Annotated in this window: 12 protein-coding genes; 6 read left to right on the top strand and 6 right to left on the bottom strand. The window is 69.2% G+C overall.

All coding sequences use genetic code 11. The features are described 5' to 3' along the window. Window positions 1-120 precede the first annotated feature (120 nt). Window positions 121-600, bottom strand: coding sequence for a hypothetical protein (locus QN245_RS13215; protein WP_317843388.1), 480 nt, complete (start codon window positions 598-600; stop codon window positions 121-123). Here QN245_RS13215 and QN245_RS13210 point away from each other — a divergent pair. From QN245_RS13210 to QN245_RS13200, 3 genes are all read left to right on the top strand, one after another. Further along, window positions 599-1,819 carry an RtcB family protein gene (locus QN245_RS13210; protein ID WP_184448649.1) on the top strand — a complete coding sequence of 407 codons (1,221 nt, stop codon included), beginning with the start codon at window positions 599-601 and terminating at the stop codon, window positions 1,817-1,819. The genes QN245_RS13215 and QN245_RS13210 overlap by 2 nt on opposite strands. Before the next feature lie 96 nt (window positions 1,820-1,915). Then, complete coding sequence (gene rtcA, locus QN245_RS13205) at window positions 1,916-2,935, top strand: RNA 3'-terminal phosphate cyclase (RefSeq protein WP_317843387.1); 1,020 nt, start codon at window positions 1,916-1,918, stop codon at window positions 2,933-2,935. 241 nt (window positions 2,936-3,176) lie between these two features. Then, window positions 3,177-4,298: a hypothetical protein gene (locus QN245_RS13200; RefSeq protein WP_317843386.1), complete on the top strand. Its 1,122-nt coding sequence runs from the start codon at window positions 3,177-3,179 to the stop codon at window positions 4,296-4,298. 173 nt (window positions 4,299-4,471) lie between these two features. Here the strand turns inward: QN245_RS13200 and QN245_RS13195 are convergent, their stop codons facing one another. From QN245_RS13195 to QN245_RS13175, 5 genes are all read right to left on the bottom strand, one after another. Next, entirely contained in the window at window positions 4,472-5,071 is a 600-nt protein-coding gene (locus QN245_RS13195; RefSeq protein WP_160969648.1) for a hypothetical protein, read from the bottom strand. 1 nt (window position 5,072) lies between these two features. After that, the gene (locus QN245_RS13190; RefSeq protein WP_317843385.1) at window positions 5,073-6,815 is read right to left on the bottom strand and encodes a S8 family serine peptidase; all 1,743 of its coding nucleotides are present in this window, start codon (window positions 6,813-6,815) and stop codon (window positions 5,073-5,075) included. A 412-nt stretch (window positions 6,816-7,227) separates the two neighbouring features. Then, entirely contained in the window at window positions 7,228-8,007 is a 780-nt protein-coding gene (locus QN245_RS13185) for a LytR/AlgR family response regulator transcription factor (protein ID WP_317843384.1), read from the bottom strand. After that, window positions 8,004-9,083 carry a sensor histidine kinase gene (locus QN245_RS13180; protein ID WP_184643482.1) on the bottom strand — a complete coding sequence of 360 codons (1,080 nt, stop codon included), beginning with the start codon at window positions 9,081-9,083 and terminating at the stop codon, window positions 8,004-8,006. Before QN245_RS13180 ends, QN245_RS13185 begins: the two co-directional genes overlap by 4 nt. A 46-nt stretch (window positions 9,084-9,129) precedes the next feature. Further along, entirely contained in the window at window positions 9,130-9,885 is a 756-nt protein-coding gene (locus QN245_RS13175) for a DUF2306 domain-containing protein (protein ID WP_317843383.1), read from the bottom strand. Window positions 9,886-10,216: 331 nt separating this feature from the next. On the opposite strand from QN245_RS13175, the gene QN245_RS13170 reads away from it, so the two are divergent. The 3 genes from QN245_RS13170 to QN245_RS13160 all read left to right on the top strand — a co-directional run bounded on the left by QN245_RS13170 (window position 10,217) and on the right by QN245_RS13160 (window position 13,263). Then, window positions 10,217-11,365 (top strand): winged helix-turn-helix domain-containing protein, encoded by a 1,149-nt coding sequence (locus tag QN245_RS13170; protein WP_317843382.1) that lies wholly within the window; start codon window positions 10,217-10,219, stop codon window positions 11,363-11,365. Between the two features lie 240 nt (window positions 11,366-11,605). After that, window positions 11,606-12,658 carry an XdhC family protein gene (locus tag QN245_RS13165; RefSeq protein WP_317843381.1) on the top strand — a complete coding sequence of 351 codons (1,053 nt, stop codon included), beginning with the start codon at window positions 11,606-11,608 and terminating at the stop codon, window positions 12,656-12,658. Continuing rightward, on the top strand, window positions 12,658-13,263 hold the full coding sequence (locus QN245_RS13160; protein WP_317843380.1) for a nucleotidyltransferase family protein: 606 nt from the start codon (window positions 12,658-12,660) through the stop codon (window positions 13,261-13,263). The genes QN245_RS13165 and QN245_RS13160 overlap by 1 nt, the downstream gene beginning before the upstream one ends. Window positions 13,264-13,442: the final 179 nt, after the last annotated feature.

The raw sequence follows: 13,442 nt of genomic DNA, 5'->3' as shown, positions 1-13,442 counted from the left end.
AGAGCAGGAATGTTCCATCACTCTTGTCGCGGCCGTCGTCGGTCCTGCTGTGTGCGTTGCAGGGAAGCGCTGGACCCGGCGGGCAATGGGGCCCGCCGGGCTGGAAGAGACGCAAAATGTTCAGTTGACGGAGGTGGTGCTCGCCGCCTCCATGTTTCGCCGCCGGCGTTCACGAATGCCGATGGAACTACAGCCTTTGAAGCTCCAGGTCGCGGGTTCGAGTCCCGCCCACCCTTCGATGGGTGGTAGCTCAGTCGGATAGAGCGGGAATGTTCCATCCCCCTTGTCGTGGCCGTCGTCGGCCCTGTTGTACGCGTTGCCTGGCGGATGCAGGCGGAACTCCATCGGTCGCGGGTTCGAATCCTGCCCGCCGTCAGGCGGTAGCTCAGGGGTAGAGCGATCGTTCCGCACACGGACTTGCCGCGTGAGGCGATGCGTTAGTTTTGCGGTGAATGCAGGTGGAACTCCATCTGGTAGCCCTTCAAGGGTCGGGTTCGAGCCCCGGCCGCCCGGCGGCACTGCCGCCAGGCGGAAGGTTCCACCATCCCTCGTCACCGCGCTTTTTTTCTCGAAGATCCGTTGCACAAGGAGCAACATCATGAACACCGAGCAGTACGACGTCATCGCGCAGCCGGGAGCGGCGCCGATCAAGCTGTGGACCCGCGGCGTGCCGCTGGAGGACGAGGCGCGCCAGCAGCTGCAGAACATCGCCAAGCTGCCCTTCATCCATCGCTGGATCGCGGTGATGCCGGACGTGCACCTCGGCAAGGGGGCCACCGTCGGCTCGGTGGTGCCGACCATCGGCGCGATCGTGCCTGCTGCGGTGGGCGTGGACATCGGCTGCGGGATGATCGCGGCGCGTACCTCGCTGGTCGCCAGCGACCTACCGGACAACCTGGCGCCGATCCGCAGCGCGATCGAGCGCGCGGTGCCGCATGGGCGCACGCCCGGCGCGCGCGACAAGGGCGCGTGGCAGACGCCGCCAGGCGCGGCGGTGGATGGCTGGGCGCAGCTTGCCAGCGATTTCGCCCTGATCTGCGAGCGCCATCCGCGCCTGCGCAAGACCAACAACCTGCAGCATCTCGGGACCCTCGGTACCGGCAACCACTTCGTGGAGATGTGCCTGGACGAGGCGCAGCGGGTCTGGTTCATGCTGCACTCCGGCTCGCGCGGCGTGGGCAATGCGATCGGCAACCACTTCATCCAGCTGGCCAAGGAGGAAATGCGGCGCTGGATGATCAACCTGCCGGACCAGGACCTGGCCTACCTGCCGGAAGGCAGTCAGTACTATGGCGACTACGTGTTCGCGGTGGACTGGGCGCAGCGCTATGCGCGCATCAACCGCGAGATCATGATGCGCAGCGTGGTCGAGGCGGTCCGCACGGTCATCGCCAAGCCGTTCGAGGCGCAGGCCGAAGCGGTGAACTGCCACCACAACTACGTCAGCCGCGAGCACCACTTCGGCAAGGACGTGTTCGTGACCCGCAAGGGGGCGGTGAGCGCGCGCAAGGGCGAACTGGGCATCATTCCCGGCAGCATGGGCGCCAAGAGCTTCATCGTGCGCGGGCTCGGCAACGCGGACAGCTTTCATAGCTGCAGCCACGGCGCCGGGCGGGTGATGAGCCGCACCGAGGCGCGTCGCCGTATCAGCGTCGATGAGCACGCCAAGGCGACCGCGCACGTGGAGTGCCGCAAGGACCAGGACGTGGTGGACGAGTCGCCGGCGGCCTACAAGCCGATCGAGGCGGTGATGGCCGCACAGCGCGACCTGGTGGAGATCGTGCATACGCTGCGGCAGGTGGTGTGCGTCAAGGGTTAGTCACAGGTGCCGGCCGGCTTGCAGTGCCGACGGCCGGCGCCGATGGTCCGTGCGGGCTTGTCCGCATGGGCGTTTTCAACGACGGATTGTTTCGCAATGGACATGATCGAACTCGACGGTGCCGCGGGCGGCGGGCAACTGCTGCGCACCGCACTGACGCTGAGCCTATGCACCGGGATCGGCTTCACCTTCAGCAACATCCGTGGTGCGCGCCCGCGCCCGGGCCTGATGCGCCAGCACCTGACGGCGGTCGTCGCGGCGGCCACGATCGGCCAGGCACGCACGCACGGGGCGCAGATCGGCGCGACCGCCCTGCGGTTCGAGCCGGAAACGGTCGTGCCCGGCGACTATCAGTTCACCACCGGCAGTGCCGGCTCGACCACGCTGGTGCTGCAGACGGTGCTGCCGGCGCTGTGGCGTGCCGGTGCGCCGTCGCGCCTGACCCTGGAGGGCGGCACCCACAATCCGCTGGCACCCAGCGCCGACTTCCTCGCCGAGACCTGGCTGCCGGCACTGCAGCGCCTGGGCGTGACCGCGGCGCTGACGCTGGAGCGGTATGGCTTCTATCCGGCCGGCGGCGGTGCGCTGCATGCCAGCGTCGCGCCTTGTACGCAATTGCGCCACGTGGACTTCGCTGCGCGCGGTGCGTTGCAGGCGCTCGAGGCGCAGGTGCTGGTCTCGGGGCTGTCCGGCAAGATCGGCCGACGCGAACTGGCGGTGCTGGCCGAGCATCTCGGCGTGGATGCGAACCCGCGTCACGTGCATAGCGTGCGTCCGGCGATGGGGCCGGGCAATACCGCGCTGGTGCGGGTGCGACATGCGGCGCACGTGGAGGTCTTCGCCGGTCACGGCGAGCGCGGCGTCTCCGCCGAGCAGGTTGGCGAACGCCTGGCAGCGCAGGTGCGCCGTTACCTGGACAGTGGCGCGTGCGTCGGCGAGCACCTCGCCGACCAGTTGCTGCTGCCGATGGCGTTGGCCGGCGGCGGTGCCTTCACCACCGACACGGTCAGCGCGCACCTGTCCAGCAATGCCCGCCTGATCGAGAAGTTCCTGCCGGTGGAGATCGGCTGGGAGCAGGTGGCCCCGCAGCAGTGGCGGGTGGTCGTGTCCAGCTGAGGGCGGCGGTGCTGCCGGCAGGGAGCAACGGTGTGGATGCCAGGGAAGGCACAGCGGGCGCGGTCGTGCTCGCGTGGACTTGTAGGATCGACAGCGGCGCGGAACGCAGCGCCGCTTGTCTACGCGTGGCGCCGCCGGTTGTTGGATGCGGGACCATAATGGCGCGGCGCGGGCGCAGTCCCGCGCGGTCCGGCGGTGTGCCGGGTTCCTGTCGCAGGATCAGGCGCAATGGAGGATGCACATGGACAAGAACGTGCGCGTGCTGTGCTGGTTGTTCTCATCGACGCTGGTGCCGAGCGCGCCGGCGCTGGCCGATCCCCCCACCGAACTCATGCAACCGCTGCCCGCGTCGCTGATCTTCAACGACGACAACGGCAAGATCCTCGGGACGTCCGGGCCGCAGCAGCCCACCGCGTATGCCCTGGCGCAATGGGGCGCCAATCCCAACAGTTCGGATACCTTGCAGCCGGTCGTCGGCGGTTCGGCGCAGGGCTGGCAAGCCGAGAGTGTGCGTGCGCGGGTGAAGTACTACCCGGTGTACGCCGGTCACGCCAACGCCTACGAACTGGCGCAGGCCGACAACAAGTGCGCCGGCTCGGATCCGGGCAATCCGAATCCGTACGATGGCGAGAAGGACTTGTTCCTGGTGACTGCCGATCCGAGGTTCTGGGGCAGTAACGCCCTGCTGGGCTTCACGCCCAGCGCGCCGCTGTCCAGTCTCGGCGCCATCCGTGTACGCGTCGGGTTGAGCAGGACCTACGAGGACGATGCCCGCTGCGGCGGCACGGCGCCCAGTGGCACCGGCTATGCCTTCAGTTTCATCCTCGGCAATACGCAGGGGCAGACCCTGTTCTATCAGATCGACCTGGGCCATACCGGCGCGACTCCGGCGCTGGATCCGTCCACGCCGTGGTGCCCGCACGGGTACGAAGACACGCAGAGTCTGGACTTCTGCCTGGACGACGACATCCGCAACATGGGCGGGCAGTGGAATCTCGCCGGCACGGCGACCTCCAACGACGTCGATTTCCTGCCCAGGCTGCTACAGGTCATCGGCAAGGGGCACACCAAACCGGTGCGCGACAAGCAGGGCAATGCCATCGACCTGGACCGCGATCCGAGCCACTGGACGCTGACCTCGGTGTACATGGGCCATGTCACCCAGGGCAAGACCATCAGCACCACGATCTGGTACGACCCCAGCGTCAGGACCTGGCCGGGCGGCACCTTCTGCAGTGCGGCGGGCACGCTGACCCAGTACACCTGCAACATGAGCGCGCAGGATGCGACCCAGCTCGGAGCGGGATGGGGTGCGGTCGGCAATGCCTGCTATCACCGCAACGCGGGTACGTCCTGTCCGTAGTGACGTGTCGTCGCGGTGTGCGGTCATGCCGCAGGGGAGGCGCACGCTGCGGCGCTCTCCGGCCAAGGTGGGCGGTGTTTGCCGCCCGGCAGGTCAACCAAGGCCTGGCGGCGCAGGGCGCGACCGTCTTCTGCATGCGACCGCCCAGCATGGCTGGGCGGCGCGCATGTACTTCACAATGCGCGGTTGAAGCCCTGCACGATGTCCATGGAGACCTCGCGCATGCCTGGCGCTCCCTGAAGTTGCCTGGACGCCGCCATCGCGGCGTCGGCCGAGCCGTAGTCGATCATGGCGCTGCCATCGACGTCCGAGGCATACACCAGGCTGCCGCCGCTGCGGCGCGCCAGTGCCCGGGCCACGTCCGGCGTGGTGCCGAACAGCTTGAGCTTGCCGGTGACCACCACCGGCTGACCGCTGCGTTCGTCGATCGCGGCGCGCAGCGCGGTCGCGTCCGCAGCGCGGGACTGGGCAGCCGCTGCGGTGCCGGCGTGGCCGTTGCCGCCGAGCACGATGGCGTACGGTCCGATGCGGGCGGCGACGGTGCCGCCGCCATCGGCGGCAGCGACCTGGGCGCGTTGCGTGCCGGCGCCTGCCATCTGCGGTGCTGTCTGCACCGTGGCATCGGGCAGCAGACGATAGGTGCTGCGGCCGATCTGGAAGCGCGCGCCGTTTGCTGCCTGGTGCAGTGCCTGGGCATCGGCGTACTGGGCTGAGGCCGGCGCGGCCACGGTCAGTGCGAGCACGGCGAAAAGAAAGAGCGTATTGGTCTTCATGTCAGTGGCCCACCACGCGGAGTTCGAAGTGCTGCAGTTGTTCCTTGCCATGCGCGTCGAGCATATCGGCGACCTCCAGCGTCCAGGGCCCGGCCGCATCCTCGTCCAGGAAGGCATTGCTGGCGGTCAGCGGGATCGACATGCCCTGGGTGTAGACGTCCTTGTTCAAGGCCGAGAACGGGGTCATCACGTAGCTGCGCGTGCCATGCGGGGAGACCAGCACCACGCGCAGACGGCTGGGATCCTTGTGGGTGCCGTCGAAGTACAGTTGCACCGCCTCGACTTTCATCTGTTGTTTGATGTTGACGGTCAGCCTGGCTGGCGATGCGACACCGCCGATGGTGCTGGCCGCACCGCTGTAGACCTGGTAGTCGGTGTCCTGCAGCGGCGGCAGCGTTGTGAAGTGCGTGGCCGCTTCCACGGCCGCGGCTGCATCCACCAGCCCGAAGCCGTACCAATTGCTGAAGCGATGGCCGGCGGCGTTGGTGATCCAGCCGGGATCGATCACGCTGCCGTTGTAGAGCGCTTTCGGCTGCCCGCTGTCGATCTGCCGCGCGGTCGTGGCCAGGATGTATTTCACGTCGCGCCAGGTCAGTTGCGGATTCACGCCGAGCATCAGCGCCGTCACCCCTGACACCGTCGGCGTGGCTGAGGACGTGCCGTTCATGAGCCCGGTGTAGTTGCACGAAGCGTCGATCGGGGACTTGCTGCCGTCCAACGCGTTCTCCACCGGCACCCCGTCGCGGTTGTACCCGGCGGCGCAGCCGCTGAGATCGGTGGTCACGATCGCCGGGTCGTAGAGGGGGTCGCTGGCGGTCGCCGCCGACCGGGACTGCTGGTAGCGCTTCTGCTGCCCGTATTCGCCGCCGAAGCCGCTGACCCAGACCGCCGAGCCGGGCGATGAGTACGAGCTGCGCACGCCTCGCGCATTCACTGCGCCGACCACGATGGTGGTGATCAGATCGTTCTTCGGATCGACGTTGGCCAGGCTGCAGGCGACGTTGTAGCGCTTGGGCAGATCCGGGCAATGATCGGCCAGAGCGCCTTGCGCGTCCGCGTAGATGAAGCTGTCGAAGTCGTTGCCGGCCGCTTTGACGTAGATGGCGCCCTTGCCGTTGCGCCCGGCGCGCATGAGTTTCTCCCAGGCGTATTGATCTTCGACCGAGACGTTGGGATAAAAATTGGAGACGATGCCCCAGCTGTTGTTGAAGATGTCCAGATTTCTGGCGTCGGCGCCATTGCCCCATGCATAGCGGAGCTTGTCGTCGCTCTGGTCCGACTGGAGGTAGTTGAAGCCGGCCAGCGATGCTTGCGGGGCGACGCCGCGTCCGCCTTTGCCGTTCCAGCCTACCGCGGCGGCGATGCCGGCCACCGCCGTGCCGTGCGCGTCGTCGACGTCGCTCGGCTTGGGGTCGTGCGAACCGTCGAGGAAATTGTGCGAGCCGTTGGGCAGGATGTTGGCGGCAAGGTCTTCGTGGCGGATGTCCAGCCCGCCATCGATCACGCCGATCTTGGCGCCTGCACCGCGGATGTGGAGTTCATGCAGGACATCCACATCCAGGTCGACGCCCGCGGTGGGAAGCGTGTCGCCGATGACCGCCTGGCCCTGGTTGTGCAGGTACCACTGATAGCGGAACAGTGGATCGTCGGCGGCGCTTGCGGCGGCCGCGCTATTGCCTGCGGCCATGCCGAGCGCGAGGGCCGACAGCAGGACAGTGACCGGTCGTGTGCAGGGAGATGTCATGTGGCGGATCCAGGGGAGGTGGGGACAGTCGATGGCGCTTGCCACGCATGCCAGGCATCGCCTGCGCAGTGCCGATCCAGGCGTTGCCTGCCGGCGTTCGCCATTGGGTCGGTTGCGGTCGATCGCCAAGCGCGGCGCAAACTACCCGCATCCGGATTTCCGTCGCAAGCGCAACGCACGCCGCGAAAATGACGTGGTTCGCATGTGTTCCGGTACTGTGCGGATCGCCGCGCGTTGGCGCGGGATTTCAGCCGAAATGCGCTGCCGGCGTGGGCAAGGCGTTTACGAATTGCTCCAGCGCATCGACGGCCGCGCGGCCCGGGCAACGGATGGGCCGCCACGGTTGCGCGAACGGCATGCAGGCACGCTCGCCATCAACTGCGGCCTGGGGCTGGGCTGGTCGAAGACGCCGCTACATCGCCCGGAACGACGGCAGATAGCTGCGGCTGACCGGCAACGTCTCCTTGCGGCCGCGCAGGTGGATCTGCGCGGTCTCGTTGTCGCCACGCACTACATGCAAGATCGCGCGGCGGTTGACCACCACCGCGCGGTGCACCTGCTGGAAGTCGTCCGGATCCAGTTGTGCCGCCAGGTCCTTGAGCGGCGTGGCCACGATCGAGGTGCATGCCTGTCCGTCCGGGTCGCGCCAGGCCACGCTGGTGTACTTGCTGTCCGAGCGCAGGTAGTCGATGGCCTCCACCGCGATCAGGCGCACGGTGCCGCCGCTCTGCGCCTGCAACCAGCGCAGCGGGGCGGGGCGCTCGGGCGGGCGCAGCCGCTCCGCCAGGCGCAGCAGTTGCTCGGTGAGGTCGGCCGCCGGTTGCGCGGCCTGCAGGCGCTGTTGCAGCCGTCCGACGGTATCGGCCAGGCGTGCGTCCTGCACCGGCTTGACCAGATAGTCGAGCGCGCCTTCGGCAAAGGCCTGCACCGCGTAGTCGGTGTAGGCGGTGACGAACACCAGGTGCGCGCGCCGGCCGATCTGCTGCGCGGCCTGCACGCCGGACAGACCTGGCATCTGGATGTCGAGCAGGCAGATCTGCGGCGCGTGTTCCTCGAACAGGCGCACCGCCTCGCGGCCGTTGCGTGCCTCGGCGACGATCCGCAACTCGGGCCACAGGCGGGCAAGCTGACGCCGCAAGGCCTCGCGCAGCAGCGGTTCGTCGTCGGCGATCAGCGCGGTGGGCGGGATCATCGGGGCGGTACCGTCATCGGCAGGCTGAGATCGGCGCAGGTGCCGTGCGGCAGGCGTGGACGCAACTGCAGTTGTGCCGTATCGCCGAAGCCAAGCGCGAGGCGGTCGCGCAAGGTGCGCAGGCCGGTGCCCAGCCCGCCGCGGCCGTCGTCCTCTCCGGCCCCGCTGTCCTCCACCCGCAGATGACAGCGCTCGCCGCTGCGCCAGGCGCGAATGGCGATGCTGCCGCCTTCCTCGGATGGATCGATGCCATGCTTGACCGCGTTCTCGACCAGGGTCAGCACGGCGAGGGTCGGGCAGCGCACCTCCTGCACGGCGTCCTCGGCGTCGATCGCATAGCGCAGCCGGTCGGGCATGCGCATGTGCATCAGCTCCAGGTAGGCGCGGGCCAGCGCCAGTTCGTCGCCCAGCGTGCTGGTGGCGTCGTGCAGGCGCGGCACCGCGGCGTGCAGGTAGGCGATCAGGCTGCGCATCAGCTCCGCGGCCCGCGGCGAACCGACATCGATCAGCGCCTGCACGTTGGCCAGGGTGTTGAACAGAAAATGCGGGGCGACCTGGCGCTGCAACAGCTGCAGGCGCGCGTCCAGCGCCTCGCGCTCCAGTTCGCTGCGCTCCAGCGCGAACGCCAGCGCCTGATGCCGGGCCAGGGCATCCTTTTGCCGGACCAGGGCGGCCAGGGCCATCCATGGCGCGATCAGCACGCCGACGATGGTCAACGTGGCGAAGCCGGCCAGCCGATCCGAGTCCTGCCAGAACGGCGGCGCACCGGCTTGAGTGGAGCCCAGGTAGATCAGCAGGGTCGTCGTCGGGATCGCCAGTGCGACGCCGAACACCTGCAGCGCCCAGCGCGCCAGCCAGCGCGGCAGCCGTGGCGGCCAGCGCTCGAACAGCGTGTAAGCACCCAGTGCGGCCGCGCCCAGCATGAGGCTGCGGACCAAGACGGGCAGGGGACTGTCCCAACTCAGGCTCATCAGCAGACCGAGCGCGCCGGAGACCAGGAACACCGGCACGATGCGCGCCCAGGCCAGCAGCGCGGGTGCGCGCGGTGGTGCGGGGAGCGGGGACGGAGGCGACATGGCCGCGAGCATACCGGAGCGCGGGCGTTCGGCGCGGTGGCCGCGCTCAGGCTTGCCGCAGCACCGGCCACCACATCCCCGCGACCGCGGCGAGGGTGCCGACCAGGGTGGCCGCGCTCATCGCAGCGAGCACCACCGCCGCCAGCCACTGCGGGCCGCTGCGGCGGCTGTCGAGCGCACGCAGATACAGTTCCAGGACGGCCAGCGGCAGCAATGCCTGCGCGAACGCCAGCGCGGTCAGCGTCGGCCCGACGAAACGGTCCGGATCGAAACCGACCGGCGCCTGGTTGACGGCCAGCCAGCCCATCAACCCGATCCGGAAGAACCACACGCCGCTGACCGCCAGAAACAGGCGTAGCGCCCAGCGTCGATGCGCCGGCCACTGGCCGCGTCGGGCATGGCGCCAGGCCATGGCCACGCACAGCAGGATCAGCACCGCATTGGCGCTGGTGCCCAGATGCTGTCCCAGATCGCCGGCGACGCCGCCGCGAATCCAGATCATCGCCAGCCCACCGAGACTGAGGGCGACGGCACTGACCAGGTAGACGCGCCCGTTCCAGCGGTGCACGGCCGGGCGCCGGCGTCGCAACGCCGGCAGCAGTTGCGCAGCGCCCCCGAGCACGATCGCCACTGCCAGGCCCAGATGCAGCGCCAGCACCGCATTGAACACGCTGTCGCCGGCGACATGGCCGCGTGCCATGACCTGGTTCCAGCGCTCGGGAGTGCCGGCCAATGCGGTGCGTCCGTAGAAGCCGGCGACGTAGGCGGCGAAGGCGAGCTGACCGCCGATGGCGATGCTCATCCACAGCGCCGCCGCCCCACGCAGGAGTCGCGGCGCCCAGGCTTGCCCGGCGTGCGGCCGCGGCGGTGTCGCCAGGCGGGGCGCAGTGGGAGCGGGGCGGGGCGGTATGGAGGCGATCGAGGTCATGGCGGCGTGCGCGGCGGTGGCGGTGGCACGCAGTGTCGACAGACCATCGCTGCCTTGCCTGGGCGATCGGACCGGTGGCGGCCATGGCGGATGAAGTGCGGCGCACGCCGACCAAACGCGCCGCGACGGATGCCCTGTACGCCGCGTTGCGCAATCCGGGTTGCTATCCTCATGGGCGCTGTCGCGTTACGAGGAAGGCCGTTCGATGCGCACTCCCATCGCTTCTGTCCCGCTCGCGCCCGCCCGGGCGCGTGCACTGTGGCTGCACGCGCAGCGCCTGACCACCCCGGCGCCGTTCGGGCGTGGTGCGGAGGCGGTGCGGCAGGCCACTGCGCACCTGGGCTATGTGCAGATCGACACCATCCACGTGATTGCGCGTAGCCACCACCATGTGCTGTATACGCGCATTCCCGAGTACCGCGAACAGGACCTGGAGCAGGCGCAGTCGCAGGACAAGTCGCTGTTCGAGTACTGGACGCATGCCCTGGCCTATGTGCCGGTCGCCGACTACCGCATGTACGTGGCGCAGATGGCGCGTCGACGCGCACAGGCCGACGCCAGGGGCACGGTGGATGCGCAGGACTACGCGCGCTTGCTGCGGCGCATCCGCAGCGAGGGGCCGTTGTCGATCCGCGACATCGACGATGAGGTGCTGGTCGAGAAGACCCATCCGTGGGGCAGCCGCAAGCCGTCGCGGGCCGCGTTGCAGTACGGTTTCTTCAGCGGCGACCTGGTGATCAGCCAACGCAGCGGCATGCTCAAGACCTACGAACTGGCCGCGCGGCATTTCGGCTGGCGGCAGCGGCCGCGTGTGGTCAGCGACGCGCAGTACGCGCGTTACCTGCTGCAGCGTGCGCTGCGCGCGCAGGCCATCGTCGGCGTGGATTCGGTCTGCTATGGCGAGACCGCCGCCAAACCGGCGGTGCGTGCGTTGATCGCCGCGGAAGTGGCGCGCAAGCGCCTGCGCCCGGTGCATCTGCAGGGCCAGGAGGGCGTCGCCTTGTGGGCCGAGCCGGAGGTGCTGGACAGCACGCCGCCGCCGCCCGATCCGATGCGGGCGCACTTGCTGTCGCCGTTCGATCCGCTGGTGATCCAGCGCAAGCGGCTGCAGCAGTTCTTCGGCTACAGCCATCGTTTCGAGGCCTACGTGCCGGCGCCGCAGCGGGTGCTGGGCTACTTCGCGCTGCCGGTGCTGGTCGGTGACCGCATCGTCGCTGCGCTCGACCTGAAGATGGACCGGCGCGCCGGTCGCCTGCTGATCCAGCAATGGACCTGGCTGGAACCGCGGCGGCCGGCGCTGCAGGCGACGATCGACGCGGCGCTGCAGCGCTTCGAACGCTTCCATCTTCGCTAGCGGCTAATCGCCGCGGGGGCGTCGTGCGGACGGCGCAAGGTCGGCGGCACCGGTATCCGCAGCGCAGCGCCGGCTGTGGCATCGCGCCGCGCATCGCCGATCGCATGGGTGCGGCGGTTGACGCCGACCTTACGCTGCCGTCGCCGCAAACCCGACACCTACCGAACGACAGCCAGGGTCACCTCGCGACCACAGGCCGCCGCTTAGGCTCGGGCTTCCCCCTTTCGCCTGTGCCGCCGCATGTCCGCTGCCCGACACTGTCTCCATCAAGCCCTCGACGCCTGCCGCCGCCGCACGCCTGCCGTGCTGGCCGTGGCGATGGCCCGCGAAGGCTCCACCTACGCGCATGCCGGGGCGATGGCCTTGTTCGGTCCCGATGGTGCGCAGCAGGGTTGGCTCAGCGGCGGTTGCCTGGAGCCGGAGATCGCGCGGTGTGCCGCGGAGGCCGCCGTCGCCGGCATGCCGGTGTGGATGGAGATCGATACGCGCGAGGACGAAGACCTGCTGTCGGGTTCGTCCGCCGGTTGCCGGGGCCGCCTGCACCTGGCCTTGTTGCCGCTGCTCGCCTTGCCCGGTTTCGATGGGCTGGCCCAGGCCTGGCTGAAGGGGCGCGGTGGATTGACCCTGGCGCTGGATGCCGACGGTGGCATCGCCGCCCGCGTGGCCGAGCAGGCGTTGCAATGGCGCTTGCCCTGGCGCACGGTGTCTGCGGCGCCGCCGCGCGTCGGCGAAGTGCATGTGCCGCCACCGCCGAGAGTCAGCATCTTCGGCGCCGGCCCGGAAACCACGTTGTTGCTGCCCTTGCTGCGTCAGTTGGGCTGGATGACCACCCTGGTCGAGCAGCGGCCGCGCTGGTCTGCGTTGGGAGCGCTGGCCGACTGCGCCCTGGCGTGCACGCCGACACGCGCCCTGGCCGACTGTGCCGGTAGCGATGCGGCGCTGGTGATGCACCACAATTTCGAACTGGATCGCGAAGCGCTGGATGCGCTGGCCGGCAGTGCGATCCCGTTCCTCGGCCTGCTGGGACCGGTGCGGCGGCGCGAGGACCTGTTCCGTTTGCTGAGCCCCACGCAACGCGCGCAGCTGTCGCCGCGCCTGCATTCGCCGATCGGGCTGCGCCTGGGAGTCAGCGGCGCGGAGGCGATCGCGCTCAGCATCGCCGCGCAATTGCAGGCCAGCCGGGCGGCGCCGCCGCGGCTGAGCACGGTCGCGCAGGCGAGCGACAGGCCGCGGCGATCGCATCGCGATGCGCTGGCGGCGGCACCGCGACGGTTGGCCGAGGGCGGCGGGTGATGACACAGGCACATGCGGCGCTGATCCTGGCCGCAGGCGCCAGCCGCCGCCTTGGCCGTCCCAAGCAGACGCTGACCAGCGACGGCGAGCCGCTGCTGCGCAAGGTCGTGCGACTGGCGTTGTCGACGGCGCCGGCGCGCTGCGTGGTGGTGCTGGGCGCGCAGGCCGAGGCGCTGCGTCCGCTGCTGGAGGGATTGCCGGTGGAATGTGTGTGCAATCCGGACTGGTCCACCGGCATGGGCGGCAGCCTCGACTGCCTGCGTGCGGCGGTACGCGACGATGCATCGATCACCCATAGCCTGGTGCTCGGCTGCGACCAGCCGGCGCTATCGGCGGCGCATCTGCAGGACCTGCTGGCGGCGGCCGCGCGGGCGGCGTCCGGTTGCGCGGTCAGTGCCTACGCCGGCGTGCGCGGCATGCCGGCTGTCGTAACGCAGCAGCGCTGGCGCACGCTGCCGTTGGGCGGCGATCAGGGCTTGCGCGCGCTGTTCGCGACGCTGTCCCCGGACAGCCTCGGCTGCATCGTCGCACCTGCACTGGCGTTGGATCTGGACACGCCGGAGGACGTGCAGGCGGCGGTGGCGCGGGGATGGCTGGATCCGTAGCGGTTGCCGTGGGGCGGGGCGTTGCGGCAAATCCTGCAGAGCTTGCTACGCAATGGACGGATTGAAGCGAGCAGAAGTTCGCGTCGGACGGCGGTAACCGTTGGAATGATGTTCTGCCTCGCTCGTCAGGACGGAAAGGGCTTTTCTAATGACGACGAAAGCCTGCTGTAGGAGCGGCT

This window comes from Xanthomonas rydalmerensis (assembly GCF_033170385.1).
In the GTDB taxonomy this organism is placed as follows: Bacteria; Pseudomonadota; Gammaproteobacteria; order Xanthomonadales; family Xanthomonadaceae; genus Xanthomonas_A; species Xanthomonas_A rydalmerensis.
Note: the sequence above shows the minus strand (reverse complement) of the source record. Positions and strands in the feature narration are given on the sequence as shown.

What these genes read in the sequence shown, in the direction of transcription:
- QN245_RS13210 (WP_184448649.1), top strand. Translation starts at nt 599, where the DNA reads ATGAACACCGAGCAGTACGACGTCATCGCGCAGCCGGGAGCGGCGCCG.
- QN245_RS13215 (WP_317843388.1), bottom strand. Translation starts at nt 600, where the DNA reads ATGATGTTGCTCCTTGTGCAACGGATCTTCGAGAAAAAAAGCGCGGTG.
- rtcA (WP_317843387.1), top strand. Translation starts at nt 1,916, where the DNA reads ATGGACATGATCGAACTCGACGGTGCCGCGGGCGGCGGGCAACTGCTG.
- QN245_RS13200 (WP_317843386.1), top strand. Translation starts at nt 3,177, where the DNA reads ATGGACAAGAACGTGCGCGTGCTGTGCTGGTTGTTCTCATCGACGCTG.
- QN245_RS13195 (WP_160969648.1), bottom strand. Translation starts at nt 5,071, where the DNA reads ATGAAGACCAATACGCTCTTTCTTTTCGCCGTGCTCGCACTGACCGTG.
- QN245_RS13190 (WP_317843385.1), bottom strand. Translation starts at nt 6,815, where the DNA reads ATGACATCTCCCTGCACACGACCGGTCACTGTCCTGCTGTCGGCCCTC.
- QN245_RS13185 (WP_317843384.1), bottom strand. Translation starts at nt 8,007, where the DNA reads ATGATCCCGCCCACCGCGCTGATCGCCGACGACGAACCGCTGCTGCGC.
- QN245_RS13180 (WP_184643482.1), bottom strand. Translation starts at nt 9,083, where the DNA reads ATGTCGCCTCCGTCCCCGCTCCCCGCACCACCGCGCGCACCCGCGCTG.
- QN245_RS13175 (WP_317843383.1), bottom strand. Translation starts at nt 9,885, where the DNA reads ATGAGCATCGCCATCGGCGGTCAGCTCGCCTTCGCCGCCTACGTCGCC.
- QN245_RS13170 (WP_317843382.1), top strand. Translation starts at nt 10,217, where the DNA reads ATGCGCACTCCCATCGCTTCTGTCCCGCTCGCGCCCGCCCGGGCGCGT.
- QN245_RS13165 (WP_317843381.1), top strand. Translation starts at nt 11,606, where the DNA reads ATGTCCGCTGCCCGACACTGTCTCCATCAAGCCCTCGACGCCTGCCGC.
- QN245_RS13160 (WP_317843380.1), top strand. Translation starts at nt 12,658, where the DNA reads ATGACACAGGCACATGCGGCGCTGATCCTGGCCGCAGGCGCCAGCCGC.